General features: G+C 72.1%; 10 protein-coding genes and 2 pseudogenes. 8 read left to right on the top strand and 4 right to left on the bottom strand.

All coding sequences use genetic code 11. The features are described 5' to 3' along the window. Position 1: 1 nt before the first annotated feature. Positions 2–3,529 (bottom strand): protein kinase, encoded by a 3,528-nt coding sequence (locus ACFMQL_RS15120; RefSeq protein WP_378785929.1) that lies wholly within the window; start codon positions 3,527–3,529, stop codon positions 2–4. Between the two features lie 268 nt (positions 3,530–3,797). Here ACFMQL_RS15120 and ACFMQL_RS15115 point away from each other — a divergent pair, with 268 nt between their 5' ends. From ACFMQL_RS15115 to ACFMQL_RS15105, 3 genes and pseudogenes are all read left to right on the top strand, one after another. Beyond that, entirely contained in the window at positions 3,798–4,211 is a 414-nt protein-coding gene (locus tag ACFMQL_RS15115) for a protein kinase (RefSeq protein WP_364063230.1), read from the top strand. Positions 4,212–4,408: 197 nt separating this feature from the next. Next, a pseudogene (locus ACFMQL_RS15110) lies at positions 4,409–4,645 on the top strand (WD40 repeat domain-containing protein); the annotation flags it as partial. A 126-nt stretch (positions 4,646–4,771) separates the two neighbouring features. Continuing rightward, positions 4,772–4,891, top strand: a pseudogene (locus ACFMQL_RS15105) (hypothetical protein); the annotation flags it as partial. 110 nt (positions 4,892–5,001) lie between these two features. On the opposite strand, the gene ACFMQL_RS15100 reads toward ACFMQL_RS15105, so the two are convergent. Both ACFMQL_RS15100 and ACFMQL_RS15095 read right to left on the bottom strand, forming a co-directional pair. After that, on the bottom strand, positions 5,002–5,601 hold the full coding sequence (locus ACFMQL_RS15100; RefSeq protein ID WP_364061997.1) for a dihydrofolate reductase family protein: 600 nt from the start codon (positions 5,599–5,601) through the stop codon (positions 5,002–5,004). Positions 5,602–5,852: 251 nt separating this feature from the next. Beyond that, entirely contained in the window at positions 5,853–6,296 is a 444-nt protein-coding gene (locus ACFMQL_RS15095) for a hypothetical protein (protein WP_378785928.1), read from the bottom strand. Between the two features lie 125 nt (positions 6,297–6,421). On the opposite strand from ACFMQL_RS15095, the gene ACFMQL_RS15090 reads away from it, so the two are divergent. Continuing rightward, complete coding sequence (locus tag ACFMQL_RS15090; protein WP_364061991.1) at positions 6,422–9,427, top strand: GH92 family glycosyl hydrolase; 3,006 nt, start codon at positions 6,422–6,424, stop codon at positions 9,425–9,427. A 30-nt stretch (positions 9,428–9,457) separates the two neighbouring features. Here ACFMQL_RS15090 and ACFMQL_RS15085 read toward each other — a convergent pair whose 3' ends face one another. Continuing rightward, a complete protein-coding gene (locus tag ACFMQL_RS15085; RefSeq protein WP_378785927.1) occupies positions 9,458–10,546 on the bottom strand; it encodes an ROK family protein in 1,089 nt (362 codons plus the stop codon). Between the two features lie 112 nt (positions 10,547–10,658). Between ACFMQL_RS15085 and xylA the strand changes: the two genes are divergently transcribed. The 4 genes from xylA to ACFMQL_RS15065 all read left to right on the top strand — a co-directional run bounded on the left by xylA (position 10,659) and on the right by ACFMQL_RS15065 (position 15,092). Continuing rightward, complete coding sequence (xylA, locus tag ACFMQL_RS15080; RefSeq protein ID WP_364061985.1) at positions 10,659–11,813, top strand: xylose isomerase; 1,155 nt, start codon at positions 10,659–10,661, stop codon at positions 11,811–11,813. Continuing rightward, the gene (locus tag ACFMQL_RS15075; RefSeq protein WP_378785926.1) at positions 11,810–12,553 is read left to right on the top strand and encodes a sugar phosphate isomerase/epimerase family protein; all 744 of its coding nucleotides are present in this window, start codon (positions 11,810–11,812) and stop codon (positions 12,551–12,553) included. Before xylA ends, ACFMQL_RS15075 begins: the two co-directional genes overlap by 4 nt. Further along, positions 12,550–13,650 (top strand): Gfo/Idh/MocA family oxidoreductase, encoded by a 1,101-nt coding sequence (locus ACFMQL_RS15070; protein WP_364061979.1) that lies wholly within the window; start codon positions 12,550–12,552, stop codon positions 13,648–13,650. The genes ACFMQL_RS15075 and ACFMQL_RS15070 overlap by 4 nt, the downstream gene beginning before the upstream one ends. Positions 13,651–13,805: 155 nt before the next feature. After that, entirely contained in the window at positions 13,806–15,092 is a 1,287-nt protein-coding gene (locus ACFMQL_RS15065) for a S8 family serine peptidase (protein WP_378790161.1), read from the top strand.

Genomic DNA, 15,092 nt, shown 5'->3' with positions numbered 1-15,092 from the left:
GTCAGCACGTGCGACGGTAGGGGACCTCCGGGATGTGCCGCGCCCATTCGGCCTCGGTCAGGCCGCCGCCCGCCCGGGCGCACACGGCCGCCGTCACCTCGGCCTCGTCGAGCCGCAGCGTACGGATCGAGCTGTCGGCGCCGACCGTGGTGATCGACTTGCCGTCCGGGGAGAAGGAGAGCGCGAGCGCCTCATGTCGGTGCCGGTCGATGGGCAGCCCGACCGGGCGGTGGTCGGCGGCGTCCCACAGGCGCAGGGTGCTGTCGGCGCTCACGGTGGCGATCATCGATTCGTCCGGGGAGAACGCGGCCGCGTACGCCGGCATGGTGTGGCCCGCGAGCGGCGGGTTCACCGGCGTGCGGCGCTCCATGTCCCACACCCAGACGCGGGCGTCCACCTCGGGGCCGATCTGGGTGGCGCAGGCGCACTCGTTCTCGCCGCGCACGATGAGCAGCCTGCCGTCGCGGCTGAACGCCAGCGGCTCGCTGCTGTGCTCGCGCGCCATCGGGTTGCCCGGCTTGCGCACGGCCGCGGGCGACGCGGCGGAGGAGTCACCCGAGCCGACCTCCCACAAACGGGTCTCGGTGGGACTGCCGAGCGCCACGACGTGCCCGTTCGGGTCCCATTCGACGACCGTCGCCAGGAGCTCGCCGGGGGTGCCCGCCTGTGCGACGGTGCGCAGGGTGTCGGCGTCGAGGATCATCACGCGCCAGTCGCTGGTGGCGATCGCCAGGCGCCGGCCGTCCGGGCTGAACGCCACGGAGAGCACTTCGCTCACGCTGTCCGGATCCTTCGGCAGGGCCCGCGTGCGTTTTTCCTTCGCCGTCGCCACGTCGATCAGGGACACGGTGAGCAGGTCGCGGGCGGTGGCGATGGTCGTGCCGTCGGGTGAGAAGGCGAGCGGCGGCCTGGTGATGGTGGTGGCGTTGAGCCCCTGCCACTGCACGTTCCATTTGCCCTTGATGTCGCCGCCGTGCTGCCGGCGGGTGGCCGGATCCCACAACCGGATGGCGTCCCCGGTGATGGTCGCCAGTGTGCGGCCGTCAGGGCTGAAGACCGCGCCTCGGACCAGGCCGTTCGGCGTTCCAGCCGCGGTGAGCAGCGACGACGGGCGGGTGAACCACCCGACGTCGAGCATGCGTACGCTGCCGTCGAGCCCGCCCACCATGAGGGTGTCGCCACCGTCGCGGAACACCAGATGAGTGGGCGCGAAGCCGGGATAGGAGAACTGCCTGAGCGCCGTCATGCTCTTGACGTCCCAGAGCTGCACCGCCCAATTGGAGGCGGTGGCGAGCACCGTCCCCGTCGGATCGAAGACGGGCAGCACCAGACCGCCGTCGCCGGATGGGCCCATGTGCTCGGGCAGGGTGCCGACTTTGGGCGGCGTGTCGCCGCTGATGCTCGCGACCGCGACGGTCTCGCCCGTGGCCACGCCGATGAGAGTTCCCGTCTTGTTCATGGCGGCCGGCACCGGGCCGTTGAGCTCCTCCACTTTCTGCTTGGAAAGGTCGATGACCGCGACGTCCTCGCGAGTGGCGCCCACCCGGGTGACCCGTACCTTGCTGCCCTTGATCGCCGCCTCCAGGTGCGGCGACCGCACCTCGGTCAGGCTCGGCAGGTCGTACGTACGGCCGTCGCCGTCCACGAGGTAGCGGCCCTGCCAGCCGAGGCTCATGGTCTTTGCGGGCGGATCGAGCCGCTCGCCGGCCTCGGCGTTCCACACCTGGGTCTCCCCCTCGCGGATCGGCTTGATCAGCAGGACGCCGCCGTCGGCGCTCAGCTGGAGCTCGGAGTCCTCGGGGTTCACGCCTTCGACGCGGAACGTCCGCTTGAGCGTCCCCTTCACGGTGTCCCAGATCTGCACCTCCTGGCCGAGGAGAACTGCCTCGGTGCCGCCGTCCCCGCTGAAGGCGTGCACGTCCACGCTCGGCGGGCTGAACACCTTCGTCTCGGTCTGGGTGGACGAGGCGAGCAGCGCGGAGCGGGTTTCGACGCGGGGCGCCATCGCGTACGCGGCCACGCTCAGCTTCATCGCGGTGGCCGGGTCGGACTGGCGCAGGTCGTTCGCGCGGGTGGCGACGTTGAGCGCGACGGCCTCGTCACGCCGCTTGTCGGCCTCGACGCGGCGCTCCTCGGCGATGGCGCGCTGGGTCTGCGCCACCCCGGCGAGCGCCAGCGAGATCGCGAGCATCGTGGCGAGCGTGATGACGGTGGCGCGACGCCGCCTCGCGCGCCTGCCCGCCGCGCGCATGCTCGCGTCCAGGAAACGCTTCTCGCGCACGTTGAGCGTGATGTACGGGTGCGGCTCGGCCGCCCAGCGCGTGGCCGCGTCGAGTGAGGAGCCGCCGAGCAGGTCGCCGTCCTTATGGCCGTTGGCCTCCCACTCACGGGCCGCCTCGCTGATCCGCAGGTGCACGGCGTGGCCTGGCCTCTCGGCGGCGAGCCAGCCGCGCAGCCGCGGCCAGCCGTGGACCAGGGCCGCGCTCGCCGGGCGCATCGATCCGCCCTCGCGTACGAGCAGGCCGCGCTCCACCAGCCTGTCGAGTGCCGGCATCGGGCCCAGGTCGGCGAGGTCCACCGTGCGCGGCTCGCCGTCGGCGCCGTACAGCCGCAGCATGGCCAGGGGCAGCGCGGCCTGCTCGTCCTCGCTGAGCGACAGGTAGAGGTCCTCGGCGATCTCCCCCAGCTCAGGGGTACGCCGCTCCAGCCCGGCGGGCGGCTCGACCACGCCCGCGGAGCCGAAGCCGACCAGCGAGAGCAGCAGGTCGGGCGCGGGCGGCCGCTCGTCCGGGTCTTTGGACAGCGCCTTGGCCACCAGCGGGCGCAGCGAGTCGGGCACGCCGTCGAGGTCGGGCTCGGCGGTCAGGGCCTCGTGTATGGTCGCCGCCATGTTGTTCCGCTGGAACAGCACCCGCCCCGTCGCGGCGAACACCATGATCATGCCCCAGGCGTAGACGTCGGCGGCCGGGCGCGGGGTGGTTTCGCCGCGGAACAGCTCCGGGGCCATGTACGCGGGCGTCCCCGCCAGGCCGCTGGTCATCGTCGACGACGCCTCAAGGACGCGCGCGATGCCGAAGTCGATGACGCGCGGGCCGTCCGGCGCGAGCAGCACGTTCTCGGGCTTCAGGTCGCGGTGCACGACGCCGGCGCCGTGGATGGCGGCCATCGCGGTGGCGATGCCGATGGCGAGCCGGTGCAGCGCGTCCCCCTCGTACGGGCCCGCCTGCGCCACCGCCGCGCGCAGGCTGGGACCGTCGACGAACTCGCTGACGATGTACGGCCGCTCGGCGTCGAGATCGACCTCAAGGATCTTGGCGGTCGAGAAGGACGAGACCCGCCGCGCCGCCGCCACCTCCTTGGCCGGTGGGCGGCGTATGCCTCCCGGATGCAGCACTTTGATCGCCACCCGCACGCCCGCCGGGTCGTACGCCTCGTACACGACCCCCTGGCCGCCCGCGCCGACGCGGCGGGCCAGCGCGTACGCACCGATGTGGGTCGGATCGTCGTGGGTGAGCGGCGTCAGACTCATGCGGTCTCCCGGGCAAGCGTGATCATTTCGTCTGACGCGACCGCACCGCCGTTGGTTCGGAAACCCCGATTCCGCCGGGGATTCGGACCACCCGCGCGGGTCTCGCGGACGCTCCGCAATCCCGGTTGCGCCCGTACGCTGGAGCAGGTCGGCCCTTACCAGGTGGTGCGCAAGCTGGGCGGCGGCGGCATGGGCGAGGTCTACCTCGGGCGCTCGCCCGGCGGGCGAGACGTCGCGCTGAAGGTGGTGCGCCCCGAGCTGGCCGACGATCCCGACTTCCGGCGGCGCCCGCGCTCTCGACGCCACCTCGTACACGCGCACCTCCACCGTCCTCGGCACCGCCGCGTACATGTCCCCCGAACAGGTGACGGCTCTGCCCGTGGGGCCGGCCGCCGACGTGTTCTCGCTGGGCTGCGTGCTGGCGTACGCGGCGACCGGGCGCAGCCCGTTCGGCGAGGGCCCGCCGTGGGCGATCACCCACCGCATCGTGTACGAGGAGCCCGACCTGTCCGGCGTGCCCGAGCCGCTGGTCAAGCTGATCGCCTCCTGCCTGGAGAAGAACCCGGACGCCCGGCCGGAGCTCGACCACGTCCTGGAGGTCTGCCGCCCGCTCAGCCCGAAGACGAGCCGGAAGGCCCGACTCCCCCGGGAAGCCCGGCCCCGGCGGACCCGGCGGCCCTGACCACCCCGGCGAGCCAGGGCGGGCACGGCGGCGGCCCCGGGCGGACGCTGCGCGAGACCCTCGTCGAGTCTCCGCACGCTTCCACGAAAGCCGATCCCGCGAAGCGCAACAGGGGAGCGCTGTTCGCGCTGGGCGCCGCCCTCGGGGCCGCCGCGCTGCTCGCCGGTCCGTGCCCGTACGGCATCTGCCTGTACGACGTGCGCAGCGGCCGCCGTGTCCGGACCATGCCCGGGCACCCCGCCGCGATCGAGGACCTGGCTTTCAGCCGTGACGGCAAGCTGGTGGCCGGCGCGAGCGGGGACAGGACCGTCCGGCTGTGGGACCCCGCCACGGGAGAACACGTCAAGACGCTGACCGGGCACCTCGGCAACGTGCACGCGGTGGCGTTCACCCCCGACGGGGAGTCCCTGGTGACCGCCGGTGATGTGACGGTCCGCAGGTGGAATGTGGTGCCCGGCACCATGATGACCGAGCTTTACCCGCAGGCGAACGAGGAGATGTACGGAGCCGCCTTCTCCCCCGACGGCACCACGTACGCGGCCGGGACGGCGTCCGGCGAGGTGTTCGTCTGGGACGCCACGACGAACGGGCTCCGCTTCACCCTGCGCGGGCACGACGCCACCGTGCACGACATCGCCTACAGCCCGGACGGATCGATGATCGCCACCGCCGGCAACGACGACTTCGTCATGCTGCGGATCGACCGAGTTCGCCTTCTCCGGCGCCTTCCGCCGCGAGTACGGCGTCTCGCCGAGCCACTACCGCCGCGCTCAGATCCACCCGGGGCTCGCTACGACATGCGCTCCTTGACGTCGTCGTACCCGACGGTGCCGGGCGAGGGGGCGGGCGCGTACAGGAGGTTCAGCACGCCGGTCGTGAACGTCTCCGACGACACCAGCCGCAGCGGCACCGGCTCGCCCTCGTCGAACAGCCGCATCCCCTTGCGCACGGCGATGGGGTGGACCATCAGGTGCAGCTCGTCGAGCAGCCCGGCGGCGAGCAGCTGGCGGACGACCGAGACGGAGCCGCTCATCCCGATGGGACCGCCCGGCTCGTTCTTCAGCGCGGTGACGGCCTCGACGAGGTCGCCCTGCAGCAGCTCGCTGTTGCGCCAGGTGAACTCCAGCCGCTGCCGGGACACGACGATCTTGCGGGCGTCGCCGAGCACCTTGGCGAAGGAGGCGTCCACGTCGCCCGCTTCCTCGCGCGCCGGCCAGGCCCCCGCGAAGCTGTCGTACGTCTTGCGCCCCAGCAGGAGCGTGTCCGCCTTGCTCAGCCCCGCGTAGACGGCCGCGCCCATCTCTTCGTTGAAGTACGGGAAGTGCCACTGGTCGGGCGCCTCCACGACGCCGTCGAGCGAGATGAACAGCTGCGCGGTGATCTTCCGCATATCGGCCTCCTTCAGGAAGTTCCCGGTGTGTGCCGATATGGACCACGCGGGCCGCCAAAACTCATCGGCCGAAACTCATCGGTACGCACAGGCTCGTGTCCATCGGTACGCACAGGCGCGCATCGCGCGGGCCCGCCGCCCGCATCAGCCGAGGCGGGCGGCGGGCCGGCGCCGCGGGACGCTACTTGTCTCCGGACGACGACGGTTCGGGCGACGACGAGGACGAGGAAGGACGAGGACGAGGGCGAGCCCTACTTCTCGCCGCCCGGCTTCTCGCCTTCCGGTTTCCCGCCGTCCGACTTCCCGCCGTCCGATTTCCCGCCGTCCGACTTCCCGCCGTCCGACTTCCCGCCGTCCGACTTCCCGCCGTCCGATTTCCCGCCGTCCGACTTCCCGCCGTCCGACTTCTCGGCGGACGGCGTTGCGGTGGGTGAGGCTGTGGCCGTGGGAGTGGCCGTCGTGGAGGGTGCCGTGCCGGCTGCGGGTGAGGGGCCGTCGGCCGTCACATACGCCAGCACGCCGATCGCCACGAACACCACCGACAGCACGGCGGCGGAGCCGTAACCGATCTTCCGTCTGAGACGCCGGCGCTGCTCACGCCGCTTCGCTTCCTCGCGCCGCATCGCGGCCCGCCTGCGCTTCGCCTTTCTCTCTGACATGGGCTGCTCCCGAGGTACGGTCTCGGCCGTCACCATAGAAGGCACCGTGTAATGCGGATCTAAGACTCGGAAGATGCCAGATAACGCCCCGAAGTTGAAGATTTCTCCGGTCTTACAAGGGCGTTCACCGTGTGGTTAAGGTGGAGCAGTGTGATCACGAGGTGTTCTCTCCCCGTTCGTGGCTCGCCACGGCGTTAGCAGGTGCCGTCCTGGCCACCGGGCTCGCCGTGCCGGCCGACGCAGCAAGCACCCCCTCCCAGCCTCCGAAGGTCACCGACCCCGTCGCGTACGTCGATCCGCTGATCGGCTCGGCCGGGGGCGGCAACACCTATCCCGGGGCCGTCGTGCCGTTCGGGATGATCTCGTGGAGCCCGACCAACACGGCGGGCGACCAGACGAACGCCGCCGGCTCCAACGGCTACTCCTACAACACGCCGCGCGTACGCGGGTTCGCGCTGACGCACGTCAACGGCGCGGGCTGCCACCCCGGGGCGGCGGGCGACGTGCCGATCATGCCGTTCGCCGGCGAGGTGACCTCGTCGCCGACGGCCGACACGACCGACGCGGTCTACGCGAGCTCGTTCGACCACGCCGACGAGAAGGCCGTGCCCGGCCGGTACACGGTCACGCTCGACTCCGGTGTGAAGACCGACCTCGCGGTCACCACCCGGGCCGGGATCGGCGAGTTCACGTTCCCGAAGGGCTCGCCGGCGAACCTGCTGTTCCGGGTGTCCAACTCGCTGAACGGCAGCGAGGACGCCGAGATCACGATCGACCCGAAGGCGCGTACGGTGACCGGCTCGGTCCTCACCGGCGCCTTCTGCGGCCGCCGCGCCAACGGCGGCGAGAACAACCGCAAGAGCTACTACCGCCTGCATTTCGTGGCCGCGTTCGACCGCGCGTTCTCCGGCCAGGGCACGTGGGTGAACGGCGAGCTGCGCAAGGGCGCGAAGACCGCCTCGGGCGGCGAGGGCTACGCGACGGGCGCCGACCGTGCGGGCCGTGGCTCCGGCGGGTACGTCAGCTTCGACACCTCAACGGACGCCGGCGTGCGGATGCGGATCGGCATCTCGTACACGAGCCTCGACGCCGCCCGCCGCAACCTGGACGCGGAGATCTCGCGCCGCGACGACGTGGACGCGGTGGCCGCCAGGGCGCGCCGCGCCTGGAACGACGCGCTGCGCTCGATCGAGGTGACGGGCGGCACGCCCGACCTGCTGACCACGTTCTACACCGCGATGTACCACGCCTACCTGCAGCCGAACGTCACCAGCGACGTGGGCGGCACCTACCTGGGCAGCGACGGCGAGGTGCACCGCCTGGCCAAGGGCCAGAAGGTCCAGTACGGCAACTTCTCCGGCTGGGACCAGTACCGCGCGCACACCCAGCTCCTCGCCCTGCTCGAACCGCAGGTGGCCGGCGACTACGCCCAGTCGCTGTACAACCTGGCCAGGCAGAACGGCGGCGTCTGGGACCGCTGGGTGCACATCAACGGCCCCACGCACGTCATGACCGGCGACCCGTCGGCGCCCGCGCTGGCCGGGTTCTACGCGCTCGGCGTGCGCAACTTCGACGTGCGCGGCGCGTTCGACTCGCTGTACAAGCAGGCGACGGTGCCGCACGAGTCGGGCCTGTCGGACAAGGGCTGCCCGGGACAGTGCGAGGGCCAGCGGCCGAACCTGGCCGAGTACCTGCGCCTGCACTACGCCCCGCAGGACACCTGCCACTGCTGGGGCGGCGCGGCGGAGACGCTGGAGGACGCGACCGCCGACTTCGCGCTCGCCGACTGGGCCGCCCGGCTCGGCCGCCGCAAGGAGCGCGACGTGCTGCTGCCGCGGGCGAGCTGGTGGCGCAGCACGTTCAACCCGTCGGCCGGAGCCGAGGGCGGCTACCAGCAGGCGCGCAAGGCCGACGGAAGCTGGGTGTGGCCGTTCTCACCGACCTCGGAGACCGGGTTCGCGCAGGGCACGAGCGCGACGTACACGTGGATGGTGCAGCACGACGTGTCAGGACTGGCCGCCGCGATGGGCGGCAGGCAGGCGGCGGCCGCGCGGCTGGATGCGTTCTTCCACAAGCCCGACGGCTCGTGGGCGACGGGCGGCGACGGCTTCCGCTACGACCCGACCAACGAGCCCGGCATCCACGTGCCGTGGCTGTACAACGCGCTCGGGCAGCCGTGGAAGACCCAGGAGACCGTGCGCGCGATGGCGTCGCTGGTCTACAAGACCGGCCCGAGCGGCCTGCCGGGCAATGACGACCTCGGCACGATGTCGGCCTGGTACGTCTTCGCCGCGCTCGGCATGTATCCGCAGACGCCCAGCAGGGCCGAGATGCTGCTGTCCAGCCCGATGTTCCCGAAGGCGCGCATCAAGCGCGGCGACGGCCGCACGATCACGGTGAACGCGCCGCAGGCCGGCCCCGACGCGATCTACGTGCAGAGCGTCAGGCTGAACGGCAAGCCGTACGGCAAGTCGTGGCTGCCCGAGTCGCTGCTGCTCAAGGGCGGCGAGGTGACGGTGAACGTGGGCACGACGCCGAACAAGGAGTGGGCGACCGCGGAGTCCGACCTGCCCGTTGACCACGTGGAGCCGGCGCGGGAGCCGATCCCGAACCTGCCCGAGGCGTGCGAGCCGGTCGGCGACGGCTGCGCGCAGCGGCTGCAGTACGACGTGGACGGCGTCGCCACCACCGACGCGCGCGACCAGGGCGACCTGGACGGCAAGGGCTGGAGCTTCCCCGCCGAGCAGCTTCCCGAGCCCGGCGTGCGCGACGGCTTCCTCATCCCCGAGACCAAGGGGACGGCGGGCAACTTCCACAGCCTGCGCGGGCAGCGCACCTACCTCACGCCCGGCCGCTACAGCGCGCTCGACCTGCTGGTCACGGCGGTCAACGGGGACCAGCAGACGGAGCTGACGATCGCGTACGCGGACGGCACCACCTCCACGGCACCGCTGAAGGTGACGGACTGGGCGGCCTCGTCGGCGCACTTCGGCGAGGAGCCCGCGCTGACCGCAGACACCCGCTACAACGTCAATGGCACGGCCGACGGCCGCAAGGTGACGATCTGGCGGGTCTCGGTGCCGGTGGACGCCTCCCGCGAGGCGGTCTCGTTCACCAGCACGGCGGTGCCCAACCTGAAGGTCTTCGCGCTCACCGCACGCGGCTGAAGCAAGCGCGGCCGGGCGTTCATAGGCCGGTCAGAGGCCGAGCAGCTTGGCGGGCTCGGCGATGATCTGCTGGATGACCAGCCCGGCCGCCCCCAGCACGGCGGCGTCGGAGCCGGTGGACGAGACGGCGAGCGCGGGCGGCGCGCCGCGCATCTGCCCGAGCCTGGTCTCCAGGCCGGCGGAGACCGGCTCCGACAGCCAGGGGAACAGCGGCGCGAAGATGCCGCCGAGCACGATCGTGCCGGGGTCGAGCAGGTGCACGGCCGAGGTGAGCGCGACGCCGAGCGCGTGACCCGCCCGCCGGCACGCCTCAAGTGCCGCTTCGTCGCCCGACTCCAGCACGCACACCAGCTCGGTCACCGAGCCGAGGTCGCCGAGGAGCGCGTCCTGGCCCGCGTACACCTCCAGGCAGCCGCGCCCGCCGCAGCGGCAGCCGGGCCCGTCGGGCACGACCACGACGTGGCCGAGCTCGCCGGCCAGCCCGTACGTGCCCCTGAACACGCCGCCCTGCACGACGAGGCCCGCGCCGATGCCGATCTCGCCGGAGACGTAGAGGAAGTCGCTCTCGCGCGGGCCGAACCACAGCTCGCCGAGCGCCGCCAGGTTGGCCTCGTTGTCGATCTCCAGGGGCACGTCCACTAGATCGGCCACGCGTACGTCGCGCCAGCCGAGGTGCGGGGCGCTGCGCAGCATGCCGCCCTCGACCAGGCCGGGCACGGCCAGCGCCGCCCCGATGACGCGCAGTCCCTCGGCGGCGGCCTCGGCGGTGATCTCCTTGGCCAGGCCGCGCAGGCGTTCCAGGATGACGGCGGGGTCGGAGTTGCGGTTGTCGGCGGGGATGATGTGCCGCACCCGGACCGTACGGGTGAGATCGACGACGCAGGCGGCGAGGTAGTCGATGTTGATCTCCAGCCCGAGCGCGGCCACCCGGTGCCCGCTGAGGCTGACCGCCACGCCGGGCCGCCCGCGCTCGCCCGCGCGCACGGCGCCGGTCTCGGTCACCGCGCCCGCCTCCAGGAGGTCGGCGACCAGGCTGGATACGGTGGTCTTGGTGAGCCCGGTCCGCTCGGCCAGCGCCGCGCGGGTGTGAGGTCCTGATCGGTGGATGGTCGCCAGCACTACGGCCAGGTTACGGGCACGCATGGAATCGTGCCTGACCCCTCTTGACGACACGGTGCCCACCTCCTCAGGATAAGTACAGATTATGGACTAAAAGTTACAGGGGCCCGAAATGACCGCTTCCTTCACGCCGACTCCCGAGGACCGTTTCACCTTCGGCCTGTGGACCGTGGGCTGGCAGGCCCGCGACCCGTTCGGCGACGCCTCCCGCCCGCCGCTCGACCCGGTGGAGACCGTCCACCGCCTCTCCGAGCTCGGCGCGTACGGCGTCACGTTCCACGACGACGACCTGCTCGCCGTCGAGCCCGACCGCGAGAAGGCCATCGCCGCCTTCAAGAAGGCGCTCGACGAGACCGGCATGAAGGTGCCGATGGCCACCACCAACCTGTTCACCCACCCGGTGTTCAAGGACGGTGCGTTCACCAGCAACGACCGCGACGTCCGCCGCTACGCGCTGCGCAAGGTCATGCGGAACCTCGACCTCGCCGCCTCGCTCGGCGCGAAGACGTACGTGTGCTGGGGCGGCCGCGAGGGCGCCGAGTCCGACGCCGCCAAGGACGTCAAGGCCGCGCTGGACCGCTACAAGGAGGGCCTGGACCTCCTGTGCCAGTACGTCATCGACAAGGGCTACGACATCCGCTTCGCCATCGAGCCGAAGCCGAACGAGCCGCGCGGCGACATCCTCCTGCCCACGATCGGCCACGCCCTGGCGCTGATCAACGAGCTGGAGCACCCCGAGATGGTGGGCCTCAACCCGGAGGTCGGCCACGAGCAGATGGCCGGGCTCAACTTCGTCCACGGCATCGCCCAGGCGCTGTGGCACGGCAAGCTCTTCCACATCGACCTCAACGGCCAGCACGGCCCGAAGTACGACCAGGACCTCATCTTCGGCCACGGTGACCTGAAGAGCGCGTTCTTCCTGGTGGACCTGCTGGAGAACGGCGGCTACGACGGCCCGCGCCACTTCGACTACAAGCCGCTGCGCACCGAGGACAAGCAGGACGTGTGGGACTCCGCCGCGGCGAACATGCGCACGTACCTGATCCTCAAGGAGAAGTCGCGCGCCTTCCGCGCCGACCCCGAGGTGCAGGAGGCGCTCAAGGCCTCGCGCGTGGACGAGCTGGGCAAGCCCACGCTCGCCGAGGGCGAGACCTGGCAGGACCTCGCCAAGGACGACTTCGACGTGGACGAGGCGGCCGCCCGCGGCTTCCACTTCACCCGGCTCAACCAGCTCGCCCTCGAGCACCTGCTCGGGGTGCGCGGATGAGCAGGCCGCTCAGCGTCCAGCTCTACACCGTCCGCGAGGCGCTGGCCGAAGACCGCGACGCCACGCTGCGCCGCGTCGCCGAGGCCGGCTACCGCGCCGTCGAGCCCTTCGACCCGCTGAACGACCCGAAGGGCTTCCGCGCGGTCGCCGACGATCTGGGGCTGAGCGTGTCGGGCACGCACGCGATCGCGCTGCTGCAGCGCGAACCCGCCGAGGTGTTCGACGCGGCCGCCGCCATCGGCACCGACAAGGTGATCGTCCCGGCCGGGATCGCGGAGGAGGAGTTCACCTCCCGCGACGGCCTCGGCCGGGCCGCCGACCTGCTCAACGGCCTGGCCGAGCAGGCGGCCCGGCACGGCGTGCGGCTCGGCTACCACAACCACTGGTGGGAGATCGAGCCGCAGGTGGACGGCAGGCACGCCATCGAGGTGCTCGCCGACCTGCTGGCGCCCGAGGTGTTCCTGGAGATCGACACCTACTGGGCGGCCGTGGGCGGCGCCGACGTGCCCGCCCTGCTCGGCCGCCTGGCGGGCCGGGTGGAGGCGCTGCACGTCAAGGACGGCCCGGTGGTCAAGGGCGAGCCGCACACGGCGGTCGGCGCCGGCGCCATGCCGGTGCCGGCGATCCTGGCCGCCGCCCCCGGCGCCCGGCGCGTGGTCGAGCTCGACGAGTGCGCGACGGACGTCTTCGCCGCCCTGGCGGACAGCCACACGTATCTCACCTCCTTGGAGGGCTCTTGAGCAACGGCCCGGTCGGCGTCGCGATCGTCGGCGCCGGTGTGATCAGCGGCCAGTACCTCAGCAACCTCACCTCCTTCCCCGACGTGCGCGTGCTCGCCGTCGCCGACATCGACACCGGCAGGGCCGCGTCCGTGGCCCGCGAGCACGGCGTGGAGGTGTCCGGCACGCTCGCCGACGCCCTCGCCGTGCCCGAGGTGGAGATCGTCGTCAACCTCACCGTCCCGTCCGCGCACGCGGCCGTCGCGCTGGAGAGCCTGCGCGCCGGCAAGCACGTGTACGGCGAGAAGCCGATGGCGATGACCACCGGCGAGGCCTCCAAGGTCATGTCCGAGGCGGCGAACCGCGGGCTGCGGGTGGGCGGCGCGCCCGACACGTTCCTCGGCGCGGGCCTGCAGTCGGCGCTGCGGGCGCTCGCCTCCGGCACGATCGGCAAGCCGGTGGCCGTCACCGCGGCCACGCAGAGCCTCGGGCCGGAGTCGTGGCACCCCAACCCGGAGTTCTTCTACCAGCCGGGCGGCGGCCCGCTGTTCGACCTCGGTCCCTACTACCTGACGGCGCTGGTCGCGCTGCTCGGTCCCGCCGTCCGGGTGGCGGCCGGCACGCGCAAGGCCCGCGACCAGCGGGTGGTCGGCTCGGGGCCGAAGGCGGGCAAGCTCTTCCCGGTGGACGTGCCCACCCACGTCAACGCCCTGCTGGACTTCCCCGGCACGGCGACGGCGTCGGCCACGTTCAGCTTCGACTCGCCGATCAGCAAGCGGATGATCGAGGTGATCGGCACCGAGGGCGCGCTCTCGCTGCCCGATCCCAACACGTTCGAGGGGCCGCTGCTGGTGCGCGGGCCGGCCGACGCCGACTGGCGTGAGCTGCCGGTCACCGGCACGACGGCGGGGCGGGGCATCGGCGTGCTCGACATGGCGAGGTCGATCCGCGCAGGCGTGCCGCACCGCGCGTCCGGCGAGCTGACCTACCACGTGCTCGAACTGATGTCGGCGATCACGGAGTCGGGCGAGCGGTCCGAGTTCCGCGACATCGACTCCGCTCCCGAGGCTCCGGCGCCGCTGCCGGAGGACTGGGACCCGTACGCCGCCACCCTGTAAAGAAGATCGCGTGTGACCGGGCCCGATGCCGGGTCCGGTCACACAGGCATCCTCGATGATTACGATGGGTAATCATGCGGTAACCGAAAGCTCAAGGGGATGCCCATGCGTGTCATGATCCAGCTCCGGCCGGCCTCGACGTCGTCGCGTCGGTGATGGACACCGGCGCCGCCAGCGCGGCGGGCGACGTCGCGGGCGACCTGCCGGGAGTCGCCATCGACGAGGCGTTCGAGCCCGTCGCGGTGCCCCGCCCGGTCTCGCTCTCGCCTTATCAGCGCATGCAGTTCTCAATGGCGCCGGAAGACGCCTCGGTGCTCGTCAGAGGCGAGATCGCCGACGGCGACCTGGCCACCAGGTCGGCGCTGCTGACCTCCTCCGTACGCGAGGTCGCGGGCGTCTTCGCCGACCCCCACATCCAGCCCCATCCCGTCTGCGGCGGCGACGGCCCCGTGGGCGACTGGCAGGAGGTCAGGCGGCTGCTGCACGCCGAGGAGCTGTGGTCGGCGGGCCACGACGGCGAGGGCGTCACGGTCGCGATCGTCGACGGCGGCGTCAATGCCGATCACGTCGCCGCCCGCATCGGCCACGAGGTGACGCTCGACGCCCAGCGGAGCTGGAGCCCGCCGGGCGTGCCCGCGCGGCCCGGCCGCCACCCGGTGGACCACGGCACGATGTGCGCGTTCGACGTGCTGCTCGCCGCGCCCAAGGCGACCCTGCTCGACATCCCCGTGCTGCTCAGCAGGCGCGAGGGCGGTTCGCTCGCCGACGGCCTGCTGTCGGACGCGCTGGCCGCCTACGCCCACCTCGACCGCGTGCTGCGGGCCATGCCGGCCGAGTCCAGAGCGCTGGTGGTGAGCAACAGCTGGGGGCTGTTCTCGCCCGACATGGACTTCCCGCCCGGTCACCCGGGCAACTACTCCGACAACCCGGCGCACCCGTTCAACGTGATCGTGGGCAGCCTGGAGGGCACGGGCGCCGACATCCTGTTCTCGGCGGGAAACTGCGGCCGCGAGTGCCCCGACGGGCGCTGCGGCTACCCCGACAGGACGATCGTGGGCGCCAACTCGCACCCCGCCGTGCTGTCCGTCGGCGGCGTCGACACGCGGGGCGAGCGGGTCGGCTACTCCTCGCAGGGGCCCGGCAGGCTGTCGGAGCGCAAGCCCGACCTGTGCGCCTACACGCACTTCGCCGGCTCCGGCGCGGTCGGTCCTGCCGACACCGGCACCTCGGCGTCCTGCCCGGTCGCGGCCGGCGTGGTGGCCGCCGTCAGGACGCGCCGCTCGGCCGCCGATCTGTCGCCCGCCCAGCTCCGTACGCTGCTCCACCGCACCGCCGACGACCGCAGCACGGTCGGCTTCGACTACGACTACGGCTTCGGCGTCATCGATCCGCCCGCCGTGCTCGCCGCGCTCGCCAGGCAGAACCGCACCCGCGCTGCCTGA

Origin of the sequence: Nonomuraea fastidiosa, from assembly GCF_042751225.1 — a bacterium.
Taxonomy (GTDB): Bacteria; Actinomycetota; Actinomycetes; order Streptosporangiales; family Streptosporangiaceae; genus Nonomuraea; species Nonomuraea fastidiosa.
This window is presented reverse-complemented; position numbering and strand designations above follow the sequence as displayed.